24 protein-coding genes are annotated in these 20,964 nt (G+C 62.3%); 17 read left to right on the top strand and 7 right to left on the bottom strand.

The features are described 5' to 3' along the window. Positions 1–12 precede the first annotated feature (12 nt). Complete coding sequence (locus tag AC07FD_RS23050; RefSeq protein ID WP_478351696.1) at positions 13–162, top strand: hypothetical protein; 150 nt, start codon at positions 13–15, stop codon at positions 160–162. A gap of 330 nt (positions 163–492) precedes the next feature. Further along, positions 493–744 (top strand): hypothetical protein, encoded by a 252-nt coding sequence (locus AC07FD_RS23045; protein WP_478351695.1) that lies wholly within the window; start codon positions 493–495, stop codon positions 742–744. Here the strand turns inward: AC07FD_RS23045 and AC07FD_RS23040 are convergent. After that, positions 732–1,801, bottom strand: a protein-coding gene (locus AC07FD_RS23040; RefSeq protein ID WP_095088284.1) for an IS630 family transposase whose coding sequence is annotated in 2 segments (ribosomal slippage) — positions 732–1,315 and positions 1,315–1,801 — 1,071 coding nt in all. Because the reading frame shifts where the segments join, the coding sequence is not laid out codon by codon here. The genes AC07FD_RS23045 and AC07FD_RS23040 overlap by 13 nt on opposite strands. A gap of 214 nt (positions 1,802–2,015) precedes the next feature. On the opposite strand from AC07FD_RS23040, the gene AC07FD_RS23035 reads away from it, so the two are divergent. From AC07FD_RS23035 to AC07FD_RS22985, 11 genes are all read left to right on the top strand, one after another. Next, positions 2,016–2,177, top strand: coding sequence for a transposase (locus AC07FD_RS23035; RefSeq protein ID WP_478351694.1), 162 nt, complete (start codon positions 2,016–2,018; stop codon positions 2,175–2,177). 6 nt (positions 2,178–2,183) lie between these two features. Then, entirely contained in the window at positions 2,184–2,402 is a 219-nt protein-coding gene (locus tag AC07FD_RS23030; RefSeq protein WP_478351693.1) for a hypothetical protein, read from the top strand. 82 nt (positions 2,403–2,484) lie between these two features. Then, a complete protein-coding gene (locus AC07FD_RS23025; protein WP_478351692.1) occupies positions 2,485–3,525 on the top strand; it encodes a PilN domain-containing protein in 1,041 nt (346 codons plus the stop codon). 2 nt (positions 3,526–3,527) lie between these two features. Continuing rightward, a complete protein-coding gene (gspM, locus tag AC07FD_RS23020; protein WP_478351691.1) occupies positions 3,528–4,127 on the top strand; it encodes a type II secretion system protein GspM in 600 nt (199 codons plus the stop codon). Further along, positions 4,124–4,717 (top strand): hypothetical protein, encoded by a 594-nt coding sequence (locus tag AC07FD_RS23015; protein ID WP_478351690.1) that lies wholly within the window; start codon positions 4,124–4,126, stop codon positions 4,715–4,717. Before gspM ends, AC07FD_RS23015 begins: the two co-directional genes overlap by 4 nt. Beyond that, positions 4,714–5,631, top strand: coding sequence for a hypothetical protein (locus tag AC07FD_RS23010; protein ID WP_478351689.1), 918 nt, complete (start codon positions 4,714–4,716; stop codon positions 5,629–5,631). Before AC07FD_RS23015 ends, AC07FD_RS23010 begins: the two co-directional genes overlap by 4 nt. After that, positions 5,628–7,295: a GspE/PulE family protein gene (locus AC07FD_RS23005; RefSeq protein WP_478351688.1), complete on the top strand. Its 1,668-nt coding sequence runs from the start codon at positions 5,628–5,630 to the stop codon at positions 7,293–7,295. Before AC07FD_RS23010 ends, AC07FD_RS23005 begins: the two co-directional genes overlap by 4 nt. Next, positions 7,295–8,512 carry a type II secretion system F family protein gene (locus tag AC07FD_RS23000; RefSeq protein ID WP_478351687.1) on the top strand — a complete coding sequence of 406 codons (1,218 nt, stop codon included), beginning with the start codon at positions 7,295–7,297 and terminating at the stop codon, positions 8,510–8,512. Before AC07FD_RS23005 ends, AC07FD_RS23000 begins: the two co-directional genes overlap by 1 nt. Then, positions 8,509–8,982 carry a GspH/FimT family pseudopilin gene (locus AC07FD_RS22995; RefSeq protein ID WP_478351686.1) on the top strand — a complete coding sequence of 158 codons (474 nt, stop codon included), beginning with the start codon at positions 8,509–8,511 and terminating at the stop codon, positions 8,980–8,982. The genes AC07FD_RS23000 and AC07FD_RS22995 overlap by 4 nt, the downstream gene beginning before the upstream one ends. After that, positions 8,979–9,338 carry a PulJ/GspJ family protein gene (locus tag AC07FD_RS22990; RefSeq protein WP_478351685.1) on the top strand — a complete coding sequence of 120 codons (360 nt, stop codon included), beginning with the start codon at positions 8,979–8,981 and terminating at the stop codon, positions 9,336–9,338. Before AC07FD_RS22995 ends, AC07FD_RS22990 begins: the two co-directional genes overlap by 4 nt. After that, positions 9,335–10,060: a PulJ/GspJ family protein gene (locus tag AC07FD_RS22985; RefSeq protein ID WP_478351684.1), complete on the top strand. Its 726-nt coding sequence runs from the start codon at positions 9,335–9,337 to the stop codon at positions 10,058–10,060. The genes AC07FD_RS22990 and AC07FD_RS22985 overlap by 4 nt, the downstream gene beginning before the upstream one ends. 13 nt (positions 10,061–10,073) lie before the next feature. On the opposite strand, the gene gspG is transcribed toward AC07FD_RS22985, so the two are convergent. The 6 genes from gspG to AC07FD_RS22955 all read right to left on the bottom strand — a co-directional run bounded on the left by gspG (position 10,074) and on the right by AC07FD_RS22955 (position 16,674). Beyond that, positions 10,074–10,604, bottom strand: a complete 531-nt coding sequence (gene gspG / locus AC07FD_RS22980; protein WP_478351683.1) for a type II secretion system major pseudopilin GspG — start codon at positions 10,602–10,604, stop codon at positions 10,074–10,076. Then, positions 10,604–11,098: a prepilin peptidase gene (locus AC07FD_RS22975; protein WP_478351682.1), complete on the bottom strand. Its 495-nt coding sequence runs from the start codon at positions 11,096–11,098 to the stop codon at positions 10,604–10,606. Before AC07FD_RS22975 ends, gspG begins: the two co-directional genes overlap by 1 nt. A 2-nt stretch (positions 11,099–11,100) precedes the next feature. Beyond that, a complete protein-coding gene (gene gspD / locus AC07FD_RS22970; protein ID WP_478351681.1) occupies positions 11,101–13,224 on the bottom strand; it encodes a type II secretion system secretin GspD in 2,124 nt (707 codons plus the stop codon). A gap of 326 nt (positions 13,225–13,550) precedes the next feature. After that, positions 13,551–13,982 (bottom strand): hypothetical protein, encoded by a 432-nt coding sequence (locus tag AC07FD_RS22965; RefSeq protein ID WP_095091068.1) that lies wholly within the window; start codon positions 13,980–13,982, stop codon positions 13,551–13,553. A gap of 247 nt (positions 13,983–14,229) precedes the next feature. Continuing rightward, the gene (locus AC07FD_RS22960) at positions 14,230–14,457 is read right to left on the bottom strand and encodes a hypothetical protein (RefSeq protein ID WP_478351680.1); all 228 of its coding nucleotides are present in this window, start codon (positions 14,455–14,457) and stop codon (positions 14,230–14,232) included. 180 nt (positions 14,458–14,637) lie between these two features. Then, a complete protein-coding gene (locus tag AC07FD_RS22955) occupies positions 14,638–16,674 on the bottom strand; it encodes an oxidoreductase (RefSeq protein ID WP_478351679.1) in 2,037 nt (678 codons plus the stop codon). 148 nt (positions 16,675–16,822) lie between these two features. On the opposite strand from AC07FD_RS22955, the gene AC07FD_RS22950 reads away from it, so the two are divergent. From AC07FD_RS22950 to AC07FD_RS22935, 4 genes are all read left to right on the top strand, one after another. Beyond that, on the top strand, positions 16,823–17,452 hold the full coding sequence (locus AC07FD_RS22950; RefSeq protein WP_478351678.1) for a TetR/AcrR family transcriptional regulator: 630 nt from the start codon (positions 16,823–16,825) through the stop codon (positions 17,450–17,452). Positions 17,453–17,466: 14 nt separating this feature from the next. Next, on the top strand, positions 17,467–18,261 hold the full coding sequence (locus tag AC07FD_RS22945) for a pyrroline-5-carboxylate reductase family protein (protein ID WP_478351677.1): 795 nt from the start codon (positions 17,467–17,469) through the stop codon (positions 18,259–18,261). 48 nt (positions 18,262–18,309) lie between these two features. After that, entirely contained in the window at positions 18,310–20,295 is a 1,986-nt protein-coding gene (locus AC07FD_RS22940; RefSeq protein ID WP_478351676.1) for an oxidoreductase, read from the top strand. Positions 20,296–20,552: 257 nt separating this feature from the next. After that, on the top strand, positions 20,553–20,964 hold a 412-nt coding region (locus AC07FD_RS22935; protein ID WP_478351675.1), incomplete at its 3' end, for a pyridoxamine 5'-phosphate oxidase family protein.

Below are 20,964 nucleotides of genomic sequence, written 5' to 3'. Positions count from 1 at the left end.
CCAGCCAAGGCATTGGGGCTTGACGACCGTGGCGCCATCGAGACGGGACTTCTGGCCGATCTCGTCGTCGCCGACCGCGAGCCGGTCGCACGCGTCCGCGCCACCTTCCGCGCCGGCCGCATGATCTACAGCGACGGCACGCTGAGCCTGCGTCGATACTGAAAAAGAGTTGCCCGGGTCGATCAGGGATATTTGTTCTGCATTGTGGTGACTGAGGAATTACGGTGACAGTGCACTTTTTGCGATGTTGGCCCGGCCATTATTGTGTGAGGATTGTCTGCATGGCGCGCCTTGCCTGTGTCGTCGTTCCCGGTTTTGCCGCACCACGTAACGGGCGCGAGGCAGGCCGCGAATAGAAAAAGGTGCACTGTCACCGTAATTCGTGGATCAATCGCTCCAGATGCATTCATGGGACCGATTGGATGGCGTAGGGCCGGCGCGATTCGCTACAGATGACCAACTTCGTGACGCCGAAATTCGGGATGCTTTCTGATGAAGACAATCGATATTCAAATAGATAATGGCGATGGAAAGCTCTTGGAGGGACGCCCGCCTTTTCCAGGCGTCTTGACAAATCTAGAAACCGACGAAAGTTTCAGTTGTAATTGCACAATTAAGTCAAGATTGAAAGAATATGTTATAGCAAAAATCGTTTTTACCCTTTCTTCCCCAGAAGTTGGTGACCTGTCTGGACGCTTGCGTCTCTGGACAGAAAGGGGTGATACCAACGGTCAATTTGATTGACCGACGTGAGCCCATTCGCGCATTCCGATTGATGTGATGGTGTTTGGTCGTTCGATGAGCTCGCGCCAGGCCCCGCACGCGGCGTCGATGATGGCGTCGTAGCCTTCGAAGACGCGATTTGAGAGCCAGTTCTGGCGCAGATACTGCCAGACGTTCTCGACGGGGTTCAGCTCCGGCGCGCGGGGCGGCAGGAAGATTAGCGTGATGTTCTTGGGCACTTTCAGTTTGGCGGTGGTGTGCCAGCCGGCGCGGTCGAGCAGCAGAACGGCATGAGCGCGCCTGGCAACATGGCGGCTGATCTCGTCGAGATGAAGTTGCATGGCCTCCGTGTCGGCGAAGGGCAGCGCCAGCCCGGCTGCTATGCCACGCGCCGGGCAGATGGCGCCGAACAGATAGGCGCTCTTGTAGCGCTGGTCGGCCGGCTGACGGGGCCGCGTGCCGCGCCTGGCCCATTGCCGCACGATGCCATTCTTCTGGCCGATGCGGGCTTCGTCCTGGAACCAGATCTCGACCGGCTTGCCTTTGGGCAGGTCGGCCAGATGGGCGCTCAGCGTGCGCGGGAAGTTTTTTTATACGCCTCGACGATCTCGCCGTCCTGGCCCGGATGAAGTGGCCGGGCGCTGATATGGGAGAAGCCGAGCTGCTTCAAAAGCGTTCCGACGTAGCGCTCGTGATAGTCGACGCCGAAGCGTTCCTTGATGAGCCTCTGGAGATCAATGCGCCGCCAGCGCACGACGCCGTCGACGGCCCGGTCCGGCCCGGTCTCGACGATCCGTGCCAGTTCCGCCTTCTGCGACACCGACAGGCGCGGCTCCGGCCCGCCGTTCCAGGCGTCCTCGAGGCCGTCTGGACCAGCGTCGTTGAAACGGTGAACCCAATCCCGCAGGGTCTGCCGGTCCATGCCGCCGACCCGGGCCGCATCCTCACGGCTCATCCCGTCGAGAACCGCTGCCAACGACAGCAGCCGACGGCTCTGCTTGCTATCCTTCGAACTCTTGGCCAGCCGCCGCAACTCGGCTGCCGAATAGTCCGTCCGCATCTTGATCGCTGATCCCATGGCGCGAATCCTCCTCGCCCCAATGGAATCACGGTTCCGCTCACTCCGGTATCCCAAGAGAGTCAGCCGTCAGATCCTTTAGTATGAATTCTCAGCGAGAGTTTACTCCTCATAAAATTCAAATTACGGTGCGAATTACGGTGACAATAGAATTACGGTGACAGTGCACTTTTTTCTATGTCCTCCCTGATTGCCGTATGTGTAAATTGATCACATGGCCTGTCTTGCCCGCATCGTCGTTCCCGGTCTGCCGCACCATGTGACGCAGCGTGGCAACGGCCGCGCCAAAGTGTTTTTCACACCCGAAGACTATGCGTTCTACAAGACCCTGCTGGTCGAGCATTGCCGTGCCGCCGATGTCGGCATCTGGGCTTGATGCCTGATGCCGAACCACGTGCACCTGATCCTGACGCCGGCCGACGCGGACGGCCTGCGCCGCGCGCGCGCCAAGGTGCACCGTGCCTATGCGGGCACCGAACCGCATGGCACGCCTTGCCTGCATTGTCGTTCCACCGCAGCGCGGTATGACGCCGCTCGGCGCAAACATCGCGGCGCCCCCAAACAAAAGCTGTGGCCAATCGGCCTCCCCTGCCTTCACTGATATCTGTCCCGCGCCGGCAATTGTAGTAATCTCAGCCTGAAAACCTCGGCTGAGAATCAGCCGGAGTGGCGGGCGGCTGGTTGTGGCGACACTCAACGCGCAGGTTCTGGATTTTTTCGACTGGTGGCTCGATGAGCTGCGAGGCGTCTGGTCGCGAGTCGCGCGCGGACAAAAGCAATCTTCCACAAGCGATTGGATCATCAGCCTGGCGGATGACGGCATCCGCGCCCGCGAGGCCAATGCACCGGAGTTCCAATCGATCCCGCTGGCGCTCACGGCGTCCTCGGACGAGATCTTGGCACTTCTCCAGGGCGGGCCTCGGCGCAAGCGGCCGAGCTTCGACATCCGGATCCAGCCCGGGCTGTTCCTGACCCGGCAACTGGCGGCGCGGCGGCTGCCGCTTCGGCAGGCGCGCGACATGGCCGAGCTCGACCTTCTGGCCTCGACGCCCATCGACCCGGCGCAAGTGCATATCGTCTTCGCCAGGCAGGACTGCGTCTACCATGTGGTCAAGGCGAAGACGCTTGCCGCTGTCCTTGACACGGTTCGCCGGGCCGGCGGGTCGGTCCGGTGCCTGTCCCTGTCGCAGCCGGAGGGCACGCTGCGGGCCGATCCGCTCAGCCTCGCCGCCATCTGGCCGCCGACCGCGCGTGACCGGCGCGCCAGGACCGCCTGGGTGACGGCTTGTTCGATGCTGGCCGCGGCAGCGCTGGTCACCTTCGCTCATGCGCATTGGCGTACCTGGCAGGCCGGCGCGGAGCTGGACACAGAGATCGCCGACGCACAGGTGCTGGCCAAGGCGGCCCGCACCGCGCTGCAGAAGCGCCAGACCGGCATCGAGCAAATTGAAAAAATCCGCACGGAAAAGAAGACGACGGCGTCGCTGGTCCGCGTCTGGGCCGAACTGACGCACCTGCTTCCCGACTCGGCCTGGCTGACCGATCTGTCGGCCAAGGGCGACGACCTGACCATCACCGGGTTTTCCGCTTCCGCCGCCGAACTGATCAAGCCACTCGACGATTCGCCCCTGTTTTCGGCACCCGAATTCGCCTCGCCGGTGGTCAGGGTTCCTGGCCAGGACGGCGAACACTTCACCATTTCGGCAAAGATCGGAGCGCTCTGACGATGCTCTCCGCCATCCTCAACACAAGCCCGCTGGTCCGTCGCCTGATTGCGCTGACCTTGGCCGTGGTGACGGCCTGTGTCCTGGCCTGGGCGGTGTTCGCGGGGCTCGGCAGCGTCGCCTCGGCGCAAGCCGGGATCGAGGAAAAGCGCGAGCTTCTCGGCCAATTGCAGAGCGTGGCGGCGCTGGCGAAGCGCCTCGACAGCGCCGCCAGCCCCGTGGCCGCGGCAAATCCCGAGTTTCTGACCGGCGAAAGCGAAGCGATCATTCGCGGCGGGCTGCAGACCCGTCTGAACGCGATTGCCACCGCCAACGGGGTCAACGTGCTGTCGGCCGGCAATGCGCCGGTGCTGAGCGAAGCGGGCGTCGATTTCATCGGGCTGCGGGCCAACCTTTCGGGACCGCTGGAGGGCATCCACAACGCCGTTCTCGCCATCGAAACGTCGCTTCCGGTGCTGTTCATTCGCGAGGCCACTCTGCGCACGACCGACGTCGGGCCGGTCGCCGGGCGCACCGGCGACCCGGAGATCTTTGCCGAAATCCTGTTTTACGGCCCGCTGCAAACACCGGTGGCGCCGGTGCCCGGCGGGGTCAAGCCATGACCCGGAAATTCGCCGGCCTGGCGATTGCGGCCATGATCGCGGGGCTCGTCCTGGTCAATGTCGCCCTCTACGACACGCCGGTCGACATCTCGCCGGTCGCCTCCGGCAAGGGCCACGACGGCGGCCTGGCCTCGGCGGCGGCAGCGCTGCAGTTTCCCGAGGCCGGCGATTTCAGCGAGACGTTCGAGCGGCCGCTGTTCACGCCGATGCGCCGGAAATTCGTGGCCCCGCCGGCCGGGCCGCCGCCGGTCGAGGTTGTCGCGGCCGCCGTCGAACAAGCGCCGGCGCCGCCCGAGGCACCGCCCGCCGCCGCGCCCTCGCTTCTCGGCATCAGCATTCACGGCGGGGCGGCGAAAGCGCTGCTGCGCGTCGCCGGCAGCGAAACCGCGATCTGGTACGGCAGCGGCGAGACCGTCGACGGCTGGACGGTGTCGGCGATCGACAAGGATCAGGCCGTGCTGGAGCGCAATGGCAAGGTGGCGCGGGTCCCGCTCTATCCGCCCTGGAAGAACGCTCCGCCGCCACCCCCAAATGCCCCGCCAGCGGCCCCGAATGTCCCGCTGCCAGCCCCGAACGAACCGCAACTATGAGCGACCGCCACGAAAGCCCGAACGCAGGGGGCGAAAGCGCGAGCAGCGGCTTTTCGCTGGTCGCCGTGCTGGTGTTCATGCTGATCGTCTCGGCCATCGTCGTCCCTTTCGCCGTGACGGCAAAAACGCGGCTGATGATCGCCAACAACGAGGTCGAGCAGGAGCGCCTGTCGCTGCTTGCCGAAGGCCTGGGCAATGTGGTTGCGAGCGAATTGGTCGGGGGCTCGGGGGCGAAAACATTCCCGCTGGATTCCACGCCCGCAGCGTGCCGGGAGGGAGACTTCAGCTTCGATGTCCGCGTCCAGGATCATGACGGGCTGATCGATCTCAATGCTGCGGATGACCAATTGCTGGCGCTTGGTTTCGCATCGCTCGGCTTCCAGCGGGAGATGGCGCAAGCCTTGGCCAAGGCCGCGATCCGGTTTCGTGACAATGCCACGCTGTTCGCTGGCCAGCCCCAGTCCAGAAGCCCTGGCGGGCCGCCCGAAGACAAGCAGGCGCCGTTCGAATCGGTGTCCGAACTGCAGGAGTTTTCGGCACTTGCGTCGATACCTTTGCAGACCCTCCACGCTGTTTTCACGGTCAACTCGAAGCGCGGCACGATCAGCGCCGATCGCGCGCCGAACCGTCTTCGCGCTGCTCTTGCCGGCGCCAGCAGCGCATCGGTCACCGAAGCGCCGACCGACGCATCGGCCTACACGGTCGACGTGGTCGTGAGGCGGGACGGATCCGGCATCACGGCCGAAGCCGGGTTCATCATCGAGAGGTCTCCGCTCAGCCCGACGGCATTTCAGCGCGTTGCCCGAAGCCCGGTCCCTGCAGCCACTGCACTGCCGCCAGTCGTCGGCACAGCCGGCTGCGAGATGCTTTTCGGCGCCGAGGCGGCGCAGATCCTGCGCGGGTGGAGCTCATGAACGCGTCTTCGCAGCCCGTTGGCCAGACCCGGGGCCAGACCCAAGGGATCGAAGCGTTCCTTGCCTTTCTCGAGGGCGAGAAAGTGCTGACCGCGCACGCCGCCCAGCGCGCATTGGGGGCATCGCGAACATCTGGACACCCGTTCGATACGGTGATGACCGAACTCGGCCTGATCGGCGAGCAGGACCTTGCCAACAGCCTCAGCCGCTATCTGAACGCACCGACGCCGGTCGAGATTCCCGAACAGGTCAGCCCCGAAATGCTGGCAGGCGTGCCGCTGGCCTATCTGCGTGAAAATGCGATCCTGCCGTTGCAGATGGACGCCGAGCGGCTGGTCGTCGCCGTGGCCGATCCGTTCTCGTCGGCAACCATCGACGCGCTCGCCTTTCACTATGAGCGGACGCTGGCACTGCGCATATTGCCAAGGCGCATGATCGCCGAATGCATCGACCGCATCGAGCAATCGGCCATCGCGGCCGTTTCAAATAGCGGCAACGGTGGCGAAACCCTGGATTTCGGCCCCGACGACCTCGAACGGTTGAAGGATTTTGCCCGCGAGGCGCCGATCGTTCGCTTCGTCGCCGAGACCATCCACAAGGCGGTCGATGCGAGAGCCACCGACATCCACATCGAGCCGCTTGAGGATCACGTCCGCATCCGCTTCCGGCATGACGGCATGCTGTCCACCGTCGACACTGCGTCCATTGCGATGCTGTCCGGCATCTCCACCCGCATCAAGATCCTGTCGCGGCTCAACATTGCCGAACGGCGCCTGCCGCAGGACGGACGCATGCGCATCGCCGTGCGCGGCCGCGACGTCGACCTGCGCGTCTCGGTCATTCCGTCCATTCACGGCGAAGCCATCGTGCTTCGAATTCTCGACCGCGCTGGGGTCGAACTGAAGTTGGAGAAACTGGGCTTCGACGGCGCCGCGCAAGCCAAGATCCGCAACATGTCGCAAGCCGCCAACGGCATCGTGCTGATCACCGGGCCGACCGGAAGCGGCAAGACGACGACGCTCTATTCCATCCTCGCGGAACGTTCGCGGCCGGACGTCAAGATTTTCACCGTCGAGGACCCGGTCGAATACCGGATGGCCGGCATCACCCAGTTGCAGGTCAATCCGGCGATCGACCTCGACTTTGCCGCGGCCCTGCGTTCGATCCTCCGGCAGGATCCCGACATCATCCTGCTCGGTGAAATTCGCGATCGCGAGACGGCGCAAGTCGCGGTCCAGGCGGCCCTGACCGGCCATCTGGTGTTTTCGACGCTCCACACCAACAGTGCCGCGGGCGCACTCACGCGCCTTCGCGATATGGGCATCGACGGCTATCTGCTCGGCGCGACGATCAGAGGCGTCATCGCACAGAGGCTGTTGCGGCGTATCTGCCCGACCTGCCACGGCGCCGACCAAACCGGTCCGGCCTGCCGCACCTGCAACGGCTCCGGCTACAGCGGGCGCACGGTGACCTACGAAATGCTGCAGGTGTCGCCGCGCATCGCCGAACTTATCGACCAGGGTGCCGGCGAAATGGAGATCGGGAAAATTGCGGCCGAAGACGATCTCGTGCCGATGTCGGTCCACGCAACCGCGCTTGCCCGGTCGCAGGTCACCACGATGGACGAAGTCCGGCGCGTCATCGATCTCGCAGGAGGTGACTGATGCCGGCCTTTGCCTATCGCGCCTATCTCGTCGACGGCAGCACCGAGACCGGCGTCCTCGATGCATCGACCAAGCAGGATGCCGCCCGCAAACTGGCGCAGCAGGGCCGCCGCTCCTACCATCTTGCCCCGGTGAACGGCGAAAGGCAGCAGCTTCGCCTGCCGGGGCGCAGCGCGCTGACGTTCACCCGCAGGGTCAATCTCAGCCGGCTGTTTTCCGAGCTTTCAGTGCTTCTGAACGCCGGCTTCACGGTCGACCGTGCCTTGAACGCGGTTATCTCGGGCGAGGCCAACCGCCAGCGGCGGCAACAACTGCAATCGGTGCTCGATCTGACGACAGGCGGCCGGCCGATCGCCGAAGCATTTGCCGGGCTGCCGGGCATCACCTCCGACGTTGCCGCCTTGCTCGCCAGCGGCGAGCGCAGCGGCAAGATGGCCTATATATGCCAGCGGCTGGCCGATACGTTCGAGGCAACGGCCAAACGCCGCGCGGCGATCGTCGAGGCGCTTGCCTATCCGGCTTTCCTGCTCATGGTCATGAGCGGCGCGCTGGTCATTCTGGCGACGGTTCTGGTGCCGGCGCTGGAACCGATCTTCGAAGGCTCATCCGCCCCCAAGCCGTTCACCATGACCGTGCTTTCGGCGCTCGGCACGGTGTTCAGGGATTATCCCTTCGTCTTCCCGCTGGCGGCGGTGCTGGGCCTGCTTTCCTATCTTTTCCTGTCCCGGTCCACAGGCGCCAGAAAACAGTTTTCACATTGGCTGTTGAAGGTCCCGTTGATCGGCGCGCTGGTCAGGGATGCCGTGGTCGCGCGCTACCTGGAAACGCTGGCACTGCTGCTCGGCAATGGCGTGGCGATGACCGAGGCGCTTGGGCTGGCCGCCAACGTTTCCAGGCAGAGTTCACTGGCGGCAAGCTTTGCTTCGATCGAAGAAACCGTCGCCAATGGCGCCCGCCTGCATGGCGCGATCGTCAAGGCAGGGATTTTCGACCACGCGACGATGTCGCTGGTCTCGCTCGGCGAAGAGGCGAATGCGCTTCCGGTGGTGCTGGATCGCGCCGCGAAAATGCTTCAGCTGACGCTGACGCGGCGGATCGACACGGTGCTGAAGCTGTTGACGCCGGCCTTGACGATTTCGCTCGGTTTTCTCGTCGGCAGCCTGGTCATTTCGGTGATGACCACGATCCTCAGCATCAACGATCTGGCGCTGCAATGACGGCCGCGCCGGAAGCCAGCGCATCGACGGACGCAACGGCTGGATTTACCTTGGTCGAAATGCTGGTCGTGCTGGCGATCATGGCCCTCGTCGCGGCGATCGCCGCGCCGGGGCTCGTCAGCAACTATCGCACCAAGAACCTGGAGACGATGGCCGGCGAAATCACCATGCGGCTGCGCCTGTCGCGCACATCGGCAATCGCCACCGCCAGGCCGAAGCAGGTCGTTGTCGATCTCGGCACCCGCATCATCCGTTTTGGCGAACGAGACATCGTCGCCCTGCCGGACGATGTCAAAATGACCGTGGTTACTGGCCAGGAGACCGTCGTCGCCGACCGGCAGACGGTCCTCACCTTCCTTCCCGATGGCAGCGCTTCCGGCATGGACATCTCGCTGCAGCAAAAAGGTCGGACCGCGCGCATCGCGGTCAACTGGCTGACCGGGCTTCCGACGTGGCGTGCGCTGCCATGATCGGGACATCGTCGCAGCCCTCCCCCGAAGACGGATTCTCGATCCTCGAGATGATCGTCGCCATGACCATCCTGGCGCTTGTGTTGGGCATCGCCAGCCAGTCGATCGTGCTGGCAAGCCGCAGCATCGCCGTGGCCAAGCGCCAGGCCGAAGCGGCCAGGACCGTGCGTGTGATGCTGTCCGACTACGAAGCCCAAATCCGAACCACGGCGCAATCCGGCTGGACCCTGAAGACCCGCACGATAGACGTGTCGAAGGCAAAGGTAACCGCTGTTGTCATCGAAAACAGCGGCGGTGCGTTTCCAGGCGGGCCGTTTCTGACCTTCGTGCCCGTGCGGGATCCGGCTATCCCATGAGCGGCCCGTTTTTCCGCACTCGTTCCAAGGTCCGAGCCGGAGGGCTGCGGGAACGTCTTTCAGGCGCCCGTCCGCAACGCCGCAAACCGCCGCCGGGCCCATCGGCATCGGTCGACGGGTTTGCGCTCATCGACGTGCTGGTCGGGCTGGCCCTGATCGGCGTGATTACGTCGCTGATGATGGTCTTCCTCAGCCAGGCCCGAACGATGATGCGCATCGAAAAGGCAACCGAATTCCAGATGGAGGTCGATGCCGCATCGCGGTTTCTGGAAACGGCGATCAGCCATGCCGAGCCGTTGCCCTTGTCCAAATCGTCGCCGGACATGGTGCTTTATCTCAACGGCAACAGTGCCCGGATCGAATTCAGCGCCGTTCAGGCGATCGGCTTCAAATCCTCCGCGCTGCGCGAAATTGCTGTTTCGCTTGGCCAGGCCGGAGGCGCGCTGGCCATCGTCCAGAAAACACGGCGCGGCAGCGGATCCAACGCATCGACGCCGGGCGAACCGGTGCGGTTGATCGGCGGCGTGAGCGCCATGAAGTTCGAATATCTGGACGGTGCGGCGGCGGCCTCGTCGTGGTCGCCGAGTTGGACCGCACCACGGCGCCTGCCCGCCGCCGTGCGCTTCACCATCTCGGTTCTGCGAGATGGTGAAGCCTATTCGGCGAAAGGTTTTGCACGCCTCGACCTTGCAAATGCCCAGGTGCTGCCGCGCACGAAATGACTCCAGGCCCCTATCAGTTACTGACGTCCTGGTCTTCGCCGGTTCCGTCCGGTTTGCCGTCCTTGCCCAGGCTGCGGATGACCACGCCGCTCGCATCGGCCTTCACTTCGTAGGAATAAGGCCTCCCCCACGGATCCTTCAGGCCGGTTGTTCCCTTGAGATAGGGCCCATTCCAGCGCGCTTCGCCGGCAGGCGCGGCGACCAGGGCCGAGAGCCCCTCCTCCGCAGTCGGGTATTTCGCGTTGTCGACATAGTAGAGCTCGAGCGCGCTCTCGATGTTGCGAATTTGCGCCTTGGCGGCGTTGGTCCTGGCCGAGCCGAGATAGCGCAGGACCTGCGGCGCGGCCAGCGTCGCGATCAACGCGATGATGGCGAGCACGACCAAAAGCTCGACCAGGGTGAAGCCGCCTTCGCGATCGTCGCTTTCACCGACAGATTTTCTGGCGCCGACAGATTTTCTGGCGCCGACAGATTTTCTGGCGCCGACAGATTTTTTGGCGCAGCCGGATTTTTCGGAAAGTCGAGTGAAGCGCTGAGTGATCATCAGAGCAGTCCCATGTTCAAACCTGCAAATTGCTCCAGCGCCCAGCTGCAGCCGAGGCCGATGGCGATAAACGGACCGAAGGCAACACGAGCCCGCGCCGCTGCAGGCCCTGTCGCAAGCACGTGCCCGCCGACGAACAGCAGAGCGCTGGCGCTGGCGATGAACAGCAGCACCGGCAACAGCAGCGGACTGATCCAGCATGCGGCGGCGGCCAGCATCTTGACGTCGCCGAGGCCGAGACCGATCCTGCCGGTCATCAGGAAATGACCGCGCCGGATCAGCCAGGCAGCGGCAAAAGTCATGGCCGCAAACAGGAGCCGCAGCGGCAGGCCGTCCGCCTCCGTCACAATCTGATAGCCAAGGCCGAGGGCGGCCAGAACCAGGTTGAGCCCGTCCGGGATGATCTGTCTGCGGAAGTCAGCGATCGAAATCGCGGCCAGAACCGCAACCAGGGCGACCGTGGCAGCCAGCACGAGAGATGGGTGCGTGGCCATCGTCAATACGCCAGCCTCTTCAGGTCCTGTTGCAGCTTGGTGCCGCCGCGCCGCTTCTGGATCGGCGTCTGCAGGCTGATCTTGCCGCGGAATTCGTCCGTCACTTCGCGGGCTTCGTTGATGTCGCGGACAACATGCGGCCGGATGAAGATGATCAGTTCGGTGCGTCCGATACTATCCGTCTTTTGCTTGAACGCGTTGCCGATAATCGGGATATCGCCAAGGATCGGCACTTGCGTGCGGTCGACATTGTTGCGCGACTGGATGAGGCCGCCCAGCGCCAGGCTCTCGCCATCATTGACCAGAACGCGGGTCTGGATCTTGCGCTGCTGAATGGTCGGTGAATCGATGCCGGAGCTGGTAGTCTTCGTCACATTGCTGACCTCCTGCTCGATGTCGAGCATGACCCTGCCGGCGTTGTTGATGCGAGGCGTCACCGTCAGGATGACGCCGGTGTCCTTCATCTCGACCGAGACGACCGGCGAGCTGCCGAACGTCTGGTCCACCACCTGTCTTGTGGCGATCGGCACCTGGTCACCGACCTGCAAGATCGCTTTCTGGTTATTCAGGGCCATGATGGTTGGCGCCGAGATGACATTGACGTCGGTGATGCTGGAGAGCGCGTTCAGCGTCACCTGGATGTTGTCGGTTGCGTAGCTCCAGTTGAAGCCTGGCAGTGCTGCCGCGGCGGCTCCCTTCGCCACGTCGGACAGCGAGATCTTCATGCCGCCATTCTCGAAGAACCAGCGCAGGCCATATTTCAGCTCGTCGTTCAGCGTGACTTCGGCGATGACGGCTTCCAGCATGACTTGCGTTGGCAGGACGTCGACCTTGGCCAGGATCTGCTCGATGCGTTCATAATCGCGCGCCGTGGTCTGGATCAGCAGCGCATTGTTTTCGATATCGGCGACGACCGTGGCGTGGGCGGGCGGCTGTCCGTCCTGCGGGGGCAGCGAAGGCGACGGCCCGGTCAATGGCACCGGCGTGACGCCATCCGATTGCATGGCGATCGGGGTCTGGTCGGGCGACACATTCGAGCCGCCAGAGTCTCCTTCGGTCTTGACGGTGGTGCCGAGAACGGAGCTCAGCACAGCGGCCAGTTCCTTGGCCGGACGGTTCTGGATCTGGTAGACGAAAAGCTGGCTTTCATTGGTCTCGGCCAGCCTGTCGAGCTTGTTGATCCAGGTCGCCGCACGGGCGAGATAGGCCGGGCGCGAAGTGATCACCAGCACCGAATTCAGCCTGTCGTTGGGGATGAACTGGATGAGCTTGGCGCCCGGCCCGTCCTTGGTGCCGAAGATCGAATCGAGTTCGGCGGCAACCGCCTCCGGTTTGGAGGTCTTGAGCGGATGCAGCGCCACGGACATGCCGCGCATCCAGTCGACGTCGAACACCGAAACCGCTTCGCGAATGGCATTGAGGTCGCTGTCATTGCCGGCGACGGTGATCAGGTTGCGGGTGGAATCGACCCGCAGCACCGAGCCCTGACGGGTGATCGGTTCGAGAATGGTCTTCATCTCGTCGGCCGCGATGAATTGCAGCTGCAGCACCTGCACCTTGACGCCGGGGCCGGACGGTGACGTCGACGGCACGCTGACCGGCGGCGTGCTGGACATGATTTCGGAAAGCGGCACAACCTGGTAAGTGCCGGCTCGGTTGGTGATGCCGGCACCATTCACCGCAAGCGCCGATTGCAGGATGTCGACCAGCGCATCCTTCGACACCGGCTGCGATGTCTGCAGCGTTACCGTGCCTTGCACGCGCGGGTCGACGATGTAGTTGAGGTGAAGCGCATCGCCAAGCACTGCCTTCGCCGCCTCGGCAATCGGCGCGTTGACCAGATTGAGCTCGAACTGGCCAGAGCCATCGGTCGTCACCTTGGTGACGGGGGCTCCGGAGGAGACGAACTGACCCGAGCCCTGGTATTGCGCGCCGTTGAAGCGCTGCGCCTGGCCGGCGGCCGACGTGACGGCGCCAGTCCCGGTATATCCGGCCCGCAAGGGCGAGTTCTTGGCGTGCAGGCTGTCGATTGTTTCGGTGAAGAAGTCCTTGCCCGGCGCGGAGGTGCAGCCGGCAATCGCCAGCAGCGTGCACAACACGACGCGACTACTCGGCTTGCTCGACATCCACCCGATTCCCCTAGATTCCCAGTCTAGGGCTTCTTGCAAGCGGATGTTTGGAATGATGGGCGTATTTGGGGTCTATCCACAGCGTAGGTGGTGCAGAGCAACGCGTGCAACGGGTGCCAAAATGCCGTTGACCGTGATCCGAAACACCAAATACGATCCGGCAACCAGAACGCTCTCCGTCTGGTTTGTCCCAAGCGGCGACAGCTATGACTACGAAGATATTGCCCGGCAACCTACGCCGTCTTCAGCTTGACCCAAACCGGTCAGGTGGGGATCGCATCGCGGTCCGGACGGGTGACGATCCTCACCTCAAACCGGCCAACTCAGTACATGATCCTTTGCCTCAACCATGCAAAGAAACCGTTTCCTCCGAGCGTTGTGCGAACCCGCGCCGCAGCCCAATGTGCTTTCATGGTTGCGCCGACATGACAATCGCAGACGATTTCGTGCAGTTGCCAGTCGCTCAGTTTGAAGAACCGCCTGGCCTCGCCATACGTGTCATCCTTCAGGCCGCATGCGCGCAACACCGGATCGTCGAAGGCAACGGCAAGTGCTGATCCGTCCCCCCGCACGCTGGCACGTTCCTCCAGGTGCAGATATTCGGTACCTGTAAACGCGGCAAGGCATCGCTCGGGATGTTGCTCCAGAAGTTCCGCCCAGCGTTCGATGCGCTGGTTGCGTGTCATTTCCGAATATGCGGCCGAAGTTTCAATCTTGGCGACCGCATGCAGTTGATCGAGTGTCTGATGTTTCATGGCAGTCTCCTATCGAGAGGGAGAAGCGCCCACGCCTTCAAGGAAATTATCGCGCGGTGATGCTTCGACAAGAGCCGGAAACCGCAGGGAAGGAATCTATCATTGGCACCACCAGGCCGGGCCGGTCGAGACCATGCGAGTCCACTCGGTGTTCCACCTTCCAGTGGTTGTCTCTTTTTCGGCCATGAGCCATTTGCCGATTTCGCACCGACCGGCGCCGGGGGCTGGCGGAGCCCGTGGCAATCGATCAATCGCGAGCGTCAAAAAGGACGGCCAGTCCCAATTCCCTTGCCAGGTCGACGATCTCCTCCGTCAACTCGTCATCTGTATCCTGCAGATAAGGCGCGTCCCTACGAGTTGCCTCGATTGCCGTTTTGACCGAGACGATATCGCCGTATCGCGAACTTGCCAGCTCTACCGCCAGAAAGTCCCTGGCAGTGCCGACAGGTCCTGTTGTCCGTCTGGCGATGCTCATGTGGCTCCTTCCTCATGATCACCTCCGGCTCATTTTGATCTCGTCCAAGATGCAGATCAATCGATGGTACGATTCCGTACGAACCGCCAGTTGACGACAGTTGCGCCGCCGCTGGGGTGGCCGGTGATGCCAGGCCAACCCTTGTTGTGAAAGAGCGGACGCGTTTGTCCGCCTCGCCAATCAGATATCTTTCGCCAAGCGAAGCGCGTCGTAGATCGCAGCGTGGGTGTTGCGAGCTGAAACGGCGTCGCCGATGCGGAAGAGTTGGAACTGGCCCTGCGCATTGCGCACGACCGACTGCGGTTGTCCGGCGATGAGTTCATCGTGCGAAATCTCGCCGTGGTTGGTCGATTTCGGTTTCAGTTCGAAATAGATGTCGTCGAGCGGAATGGTGCCGTGATTGACGACAACCTGATCCACGACACGCTGTTTGGATATGCCGCCATAGTCACTGCCGACATGGGCAATGAGCTGGTTGCCGTTCTTTTCAACAGACTCCAGCCGATAGGTGACCGTGAAGGTCACATCGAGTTTTTGAAGCGACCTCATGTACGGCACGAGGTTCATTGCCATGACCTCGGGTGAGAAGGACCGGTCCGGCGTCATGATTTCAACCTTCGCTCCGGCGCCCGCGAGAAATTCAGCAGCCTGGAGGGCCGCGTGGTCACCCGCGTCGTCGTAGATGAGGACATTGGTTCCCGGCTTCACGTCTCCGGAGATGATGTCCCATGAGGACACCACCAACTCGTTGCCCTTCGAAAGGACGTCGGTGTGCGCCACCCCGCCCGTGGCAATGATGACGACGTCCGGGTTTTCAGCCTCGATGGTTTCCGCTTCCGCCCAGCTATTGAACTGGATGCTCACCCCGTGTTTTTCGCACTGGGCCATGCGCCAATCGATGATGCTCATCATCTCCTTGCGGCGTGGGCTCAGTGCTGTCAGGCGGATTTGTCCTCCCGGTCCGCTTGCGGCTTCGAAGACCACGACCTGGTGTCCCCGCTCACCCGCCACGCGGGCGGCCTCGAGGCCGGCCGGACCTGCACCGACGACGACGATCTTCTTACGGGTCTCGGCCTTGGCGACAATGTGCGGCATGGTCAGCTCGCGACCAGTGGCGGGGTTGTGAATGCAGTATGCCGCCCCGCCCTGATAGATGCGGTCAAGGCAATAGTTGGCGCCGACGCAGGGCCTGATTTCGTCTTCGCGCTTTTCGATGATCTTCCGCACGATGTGCGGGTCGGTCATGTGAGCCCGCGTCATGCCGATCATGTCGACCTTACCCGACGCAATCGCGTGGCGCGCAGTCGCCACGTCCGGTATTTTCGCCGCATGGAAGGTCGGGAAGTTGGTCGCGGCGCGAATCTCGCCCGCAAAATCAAGGTGTGGGGCGTTCGCCATTCCCTGGATCGGAATGACGTCCGTCAGGCCCGCGTCGGTGTCGATGTGGCCGCGGATCACGTTGAGGTAATCGATAAGTCCGCTTTGCTTGAGGCGTTTGGAGATTTCAAGGCCCTCCGACTTGCCAGTGCCGCCGGGGAGGCATTCGTCCGCGGTATATCGCACGCCCAGGATGAAGTCCTCGCCCACCCGTGACCGGATCGCCTTCAAGACATCCATGCAGAAGCGCATGCGATTATCGAGCGAACCGCCATAAGGACCGTCCAGTTCGTTCGTGAGAGGAGACGTGAACTGTTCGAGCAGGTGGCCGTAGGCCTCGAGCTCGACGCCATCCATCCCGCCTGCCTTCATCCGCTCGGCGGCGTCCGCGAAGTCCTTGATGATGCGCTCGATATCCCAGTCTTCAATTTTCTTGGGAAACGCTCGGTGTGAGGCTTCACGATGATGGGACGGAGCCACAACGGGCAGCCAATCGCCTTTGTCCCAGCGGGTACGCCGTCCAAGATGGGTCAGCTGGATCATGATGGCGGCGCCCTCTTCGTGCACCGCATCGGTCATTTGCTTGATCCACGGTACGATCTCGTCCTTGTAGGCGAGCAGGTTGTTGAAAACCGGAGGGCTGTCCTTCGATACCGCCGCCGATCCGGCCGTCATCGTCATCGCCACGCCGCCTTTCGCCCGCTCCACCGTGTAGGCAAGATAGCGCTCCTTCGGCATCCCATCCTCCGGATAGGCCGGCTCGTGGGACGTCACGATGATGCGGTTGCGAAGGGTCAAATGCTTGAGTTTGTACGGCTGCAGAAGAGGATCGTTCGACATCTGACGGACTCCGGGCTGGGATGGCAGGCGCAAACGCTATTTGAAAATGTACAGATATGTCAAGTTTGAGTTCTCTTAGGTCGATCAAATCGACACAGGTGTACATTTTTCTGGTTTTCACTTTTTCATTTTGTTAGGTTGGTCGCCCATGGAGCAGACTTCGAACGACAGCGGATGGCGCGGATCGCCAGAGGGGTGGCTTGAAGCCGCCTACGACTTGCTTCTCGAATCCGGCGTTGACACGGTGAGAATTTCGCCCTTGGCCAAGAAGCTGGGCCTGTCCCGCACGAGCTTCTATTGGTTCTTTAAGGATCGAGAGGAGTTGCTGGCTGCCCTCCTGACGCGTTGGCGGGACAAGAACACAGGCAACCTCGTCAAGCAGGCTGAGGCCTATGCCGAGACTGTGGCCGAAGCGATGCTGAACGTTTTCGACTGCTGGCTCGACAAGACCTTGTTCGACTCCCAGTTCGAGTTCGCAGTCAGAAGCTGGGCGCTTCAATCCCCCGAGATCCTGGCGGAGGTACAGACAGCCGACCAGACGCGCCTCGACGCGATGAGCCAGATGTTCGTCCGCTTCGGCTACGAGGAAAGCTCAGCCGACGTTCGAGCGCGCACCATCTACCTCGTGCAGATCGGCTACATCTCAATGCAGACCAAGGAAGATCTCGCGGTCCGCATGAAGCGCATTCCTGGGTACGTCGAGATTTTTACGGGCGAGGCCCCACAGAAGCGCGAGTTGGATCGGTTCTTCGCCAGACATGGCCATTCGGCGGGTTGAGGAAGAGTTCGACAATGGGCGAAACCTTGAGCATCGGAATAATTGGTGGAGGTGGCTGGCTTGGGCGCGCCATCGCCGAGGCCATCGTCGATGCACAAATAGTCGCCGCCGAGCACCTCACGCTTTCCTACAGAAGTGGGCAACCCGGCTTTTTGCCAAACGCTGCGTGGACCAGGAACAATCAGGAACTGGTGGATCGATCCGATGTCATCATCGTATCGGTCCGCCCCCAGGACTGGCCTGCCATCGACATCTCTGCTTTTGGCAAGCTCGCGATGTCGGTCATGGCCGGGGTGCCTCTCGACCAATTGGCGCGACGTCTCAAGACCGAACGCGTCGTGCGCACGCTTCCGAATGCTGCGGCCGAGGTGCGCAATTCCTATACGCCCTGGATAGGCTCTCGGGGTGTCACTGCGGATGACCGCAATGTCGCCCGTCGGATTCTAGAGGCCTGTGGCGCCGCCGATGAAGTCAAAAGCGAAGCAGATATAGACTATCTGACGGGCCTCACTGGATCCGGCCCGGCCTTCCCGGCCCTCCTGGCCGCAGCGATGATGGACGATGCCGTCGGTCGAGGAATAAACCCGGACATTGCTCGAAGGAGCGTCAGCGCCGTGCTGATTGGAACGGGAAAACTCCTCGATGTTCGCGCGGACAATCCCAAAGACATCGTCCAGACCTTCCTCGACTACCGCGGCACTACCGCAGCAGCAATCGAGGCCATGCGCGCAGCTGGGTTTGAAGCGGCCGTGGCAGACGGCCTTGCTGCAGCGCTTCAGAAATCCGTGAGTATGGGACAAGCCTCCTGATTGCCACACGAGGCGGGTTGCCGTCCTCCGACCCGCAGGTGAGATACAATGTCAAAACTCTTTCCGCATCTGTTTTCACCCGCAAGGCTGGGCAGTCGCACCCTGCGAAACCGGATCGTGTTCGGGGCTCACACCGCCAACATGGCCGAAAATGGCGTGCCGACCGAACGACACGTTGCCTACTATGCCGAACGAGCGATTGGCGGGGCCGGCATGATTGTAGTCGAACCCATGCCCGTCCATCAGGCCGCCGTGCTGACACGCGGCAATTTCCGGCCTGGCGACGATAGCGTCATTCCTCATTTCCAGCAGGTCACGCGGGCGATCAAGGACCACGGGGCGATCGCCATCCAGCAGCTCTACCACGTCGGTGCGCACGGCGATTCGGACAACTCATTTCATGCGCATTGGTCGCCCTCGGGGCTTCCAAGCTATCATGACAGCGACGGTTCCCACGCCATGTCCGAAGATGAGATCTGGGAGACCGTCGACGGATTTGTTCAGGCCGCGCGCCGCTGCCGGGAAGCCGGTTTCGATGGTGTCGAAGTCTGGGCTGCCTATGTCGGACTGATCGATCAATTCTGGACGCCTTGGACAAACCAACGCGAAGACCAATGGGGAGGCTCGCTCGAAAACCGCACGCGGATCTCCCGCGAGATCCTGACCCGCATCCGCGAAACATGCGGCCGAGATTTTATCGTTGGGCTCTCGGTCAGCGATGAGCCCGACTACACTGTCGCGCTCAGTCGCCAGGAACTGGCGGAGATCATTCGGCTGCATGATGAGCAGGGCCTGATCGACTACGTGACTTGCGGAACCGGCAGCTACCTCGATTTCTACAAAATAATGCCGACCTTTCTCTACCCGGAGAAGCTTGGCGCCGATCTTGCGGCGACCCTCAAGGGCGTGGTCAAGACGGCCCTCGTGGTGGCCGAAAGCCATATCAGGACGCCTGAAAATGCCGAAGCGGTGCTCGGCGAGAAGGCTGCAGACCTGGTCTCGATCGTGCGGGGCCAGATCGCCGACCCGCATCTGGCACGCAAGGCCGCGGCAGACCGGCCGGACGATGTGCGCGGGTGCATATCCTGCAACCAGATGTGCTGGGGCCGCCGTTCCCGCGACTACTGGATCAGCTGCCTTATCAATCCCTCGGCAGGACGCGAGTTTGAATGGGGTGGTGACCGGTTCACGGCCGCCGCCATCAAAAAACGGGTGCTTGTAATCGGCGGCGGGCCCGCTGGCCTCGAGACGGCGCGCGTTGCCGCCGAGCGGGGACACGAGGTGGTGCTTGCCGAAGCTTCCAGCAGGCTGGGCGGGAACTTTCTTCTCGCCGGATTACAGCCCCGCCGGGGGCAAATCCTCGACCTCCTTGGGTGGTATGAGCGCCAGCTCAGCAAGCTGAACGTCGACGTGCGGCTGAACACCTATGTCGAGGCATCGGAAATCCCCTCTTTCCAAGCCGACACCGTCATCCTGGCCACGGGGTCGGTGTCTCCCGAAACCGGATTTCAGAAGGCGCTGCCGGCAATGGCGAGCCTGCCAGGCATCGAAAAGGGAAATGTCTTCTCGATCGAATCCGTGATGGCCCGCCATGCGCGACCAGGCAAGCGCGTGCTTTTGCTCGACGAGGGCGGAGGCTGGCGCGGCGGTGGCACAGCCTGGAAACTTGCCGAGGATGGCCATCAAGTGACCATTCTCACGCCCGATCCGCTGGTCGGCAAGGAACTGCAGCGGACGGCTGCCGATTTCCCGCTGCGACGGACATTGCGCCAGCTTGGCGTCAAATGGTTCGTGGACGTCAGCGTTCTGGAATGGCACGGGGACGGGGTGACCGTCGTCGACCACAACACCCGTGAAGAAAGTTTCGTACCGGGCGATTGCCTTGTTCTCGCAACCACCAACGTGGCGGCGGATTGGCTGGCGAAGGAGTTGAAAGGCACATCGCAGCCTTTCATGGAGGTCGGCGATGCCGCCGCTCCACGCCAGGCGCCCTACGCATTCCACGAAGGGAGGAAGGTTGCCTTGCGGCTATGACAGGCACGCTAGTCGCCGAGATGGCCGCGCAAAGCAGGTACCCTGCCCGCACCCTACATCCGAGCGGCATCCGGACGAAGGAACGTCGACCCGAAAAGCGAGATGGCATCATTCCATCTCCCTGATGCGAATCTCACGCGAGATCGAACAGTTTTACGACTTCCAGCAAGGAACGTTTTTACCAATCGCTGGCCCCGTCGGAACCGACATGCCCAACGGTCGTTTGTCCCCTTTCGCCAATTCGAAAGGAAACGCCTATGCCAACCCCCGCCGAACTCAAAACCAAGTTCTGGGCATCCTTGAAGTCCGATATGACGATGATGATCGGACTCGATAACTCCAAGGTCATTCCTCGTCCGATGACTGCACAAACGGAGACTGACGGAAATGGTCCGGTCTGGTTCTTTACGGCGAAAGACACCGAACTCGTTCAGGGTCTGACGGATGGCAGCAAAGCGACCGCGACCTTCACGTCCAAAGGCCACGATCTGTTCGCCACAGTGCAGGGGAATCTTTGGCTCGACAACGACCGTGCAACGATCGATCGGCTTTGGAATCGCTTTGTGGCCGCATGGTTTGAGGGCGGGAAAGATGATCCGAGGCTAGCGTTGCTACGGTTCGATCCGCGGGAGGCAGAGATTTGGCTGGATGGATCGAGCGTAATGGCAG

Source organism: Mesorhizobium waitakense, assembly GCF_056431085.1.
Note: the sequence above shows the minus strand (reverse complement) of the source record. Positions and strands in the feature narration are given on the sequence as shown.

Bases quoted from the DNA above. Each gene is read 5' to 3' on its own strand.
- AC07FD_RS23015 (WP_478351690.1), top strand. From the start codon at position 4,124: ATGACCCGGAAATTCGCCGGCCTGGCGATTGCGGCCATGATCGCGGGG.
- AC07FD_RS22940 (WP_478351676.1), top strand. From the start codon at position 18,310: ATGTCAAAACTCTTTCCGCATCTGTTTTCACCCGCAAGGCTGGGCAGT.
- AC07FD_RS22965 (WP_095091068.1), bottom strand. From the start codon at position 13,982: ATGAAACATCAGACACTCGATCAACTGCATGCGGTCGCCAAGATTGAA.
- gspG (WP_478351683.1), bottom strand. From the start codon at position 10,604: ATGATCACTCAGCGCTTCACTCGACTTTCCGAAAAATCCGGCTGCGCC.
- AC07FD_RS22975 (WP_478351682.1), bottom strand. From the start codon at position 11,098: ATGGCCACGCACCCATCTCTCGTGCTGGCTGCCACGGTCGCCCTGGTT.
- AC07FD_RS23030 (WP_478351693.1), top strand. From the start codon at position 2,184: ATGCCGAACCACGTGCACCTGATCCTGACGCCGGCCGACGCGGACGGC.
- AC07FD_RS23010 (WP_478351689.1), top strand. From the start codon at position 4,714: ATGAGCGACCGCCACGAAAGCCCGAACGCAGGGGGCGAAAGCGCGAGC.
- AC07FD_RS22955 (WP_478351679.1), bottom strand. From the start codon at position 16,674: ATGTCGAACGATCCTCTTCTGCAGCCGTACAAACTCAAGCATTTGACC.
- AC07FD_RS22950 (WP_478351678.1), top strand. From the start codon at position 16,823: ATGGAGCAGACTTCGAACGACAGCGGATGGCGCGGATCGCCAGAGGGG.
- AC07FD_RS22960 (WP_478351680.1), bottom strand. From the start codon at position 14,457: ATGAGCATCGCCAGACGGACAACAGGACCTGTCGGCACTGCCAGGGAC.
- AC07FD_RS23045 (WP_478351695.1), top strand. From the start codon at position 493: ATGAAGACAATCGATATTCAAATAGATAATGGCGATGGAAAGCTCTTG.
- gspM (WP_478351691.1), top strand. From the start codon at position 3,528: ATGCTCTCCGCCATCCTCAACACAAGCCCGCTGGTCCGTCGCCTGATT.
- AC07FD_RS23035 (WP_478351694.1), top strand. From the start codon at position 2,016: ATGGCCTGTCTTGCCCGCATCGTCGTTCCCGGTCTGCCGCACCATGTG.
- AC07FD_RS22995 (WP_478351686.1), top strand. From the start codon at position 8,509: ATGACGGCCGCGCCGGAAGCCAGCGCATCGACGGACGCAACGGCTGGA.
- AC07FD_RS23005 (WP_478351688.1), top strand. From the start codon at position 5,628: ATGAACGCGTCTTCGCAGCCCGTTGGCCAGACCCGGGGCCAGACCCAA.
- AC07FD_RS22945 (WP_478351677.1), top strand. From the start codon at position 17,467: ATGGGCGAAACCTTGAGCATCGGAATAATTGGTGGAGGTGGCTGGCTT.
- AC07FD_RS22990 (WP_478351685.1), top strand. From the start codon at position 8,979: ATGATCGGGACATCGTCGCAGCCCTCCCCCGAAGACGGATTCTCGATC.
- gspD (WP_478351681.1), bottom strand. From the start codon at position 13,224: ATGTCGAGCAAGCCGAGTAGTCGCGTCGTGTTGTGCACGCTGCTGGCG.
- AC07FD_RS23000 (WP_478351687.1), top strand. From the start codon at position 7,295: ATGCCGGCCTTTGCCTATCGCGCCTATCTCGTCGACGGCAGCACCGAG.
- AC07FD_RS22985 (WP_478351684.1), top strand. From the start codon at position 9,335: ATGAGCGGCCCGTTTTTCCGCACTCGTTCCAAGGTCCGAGCCGGAGGG.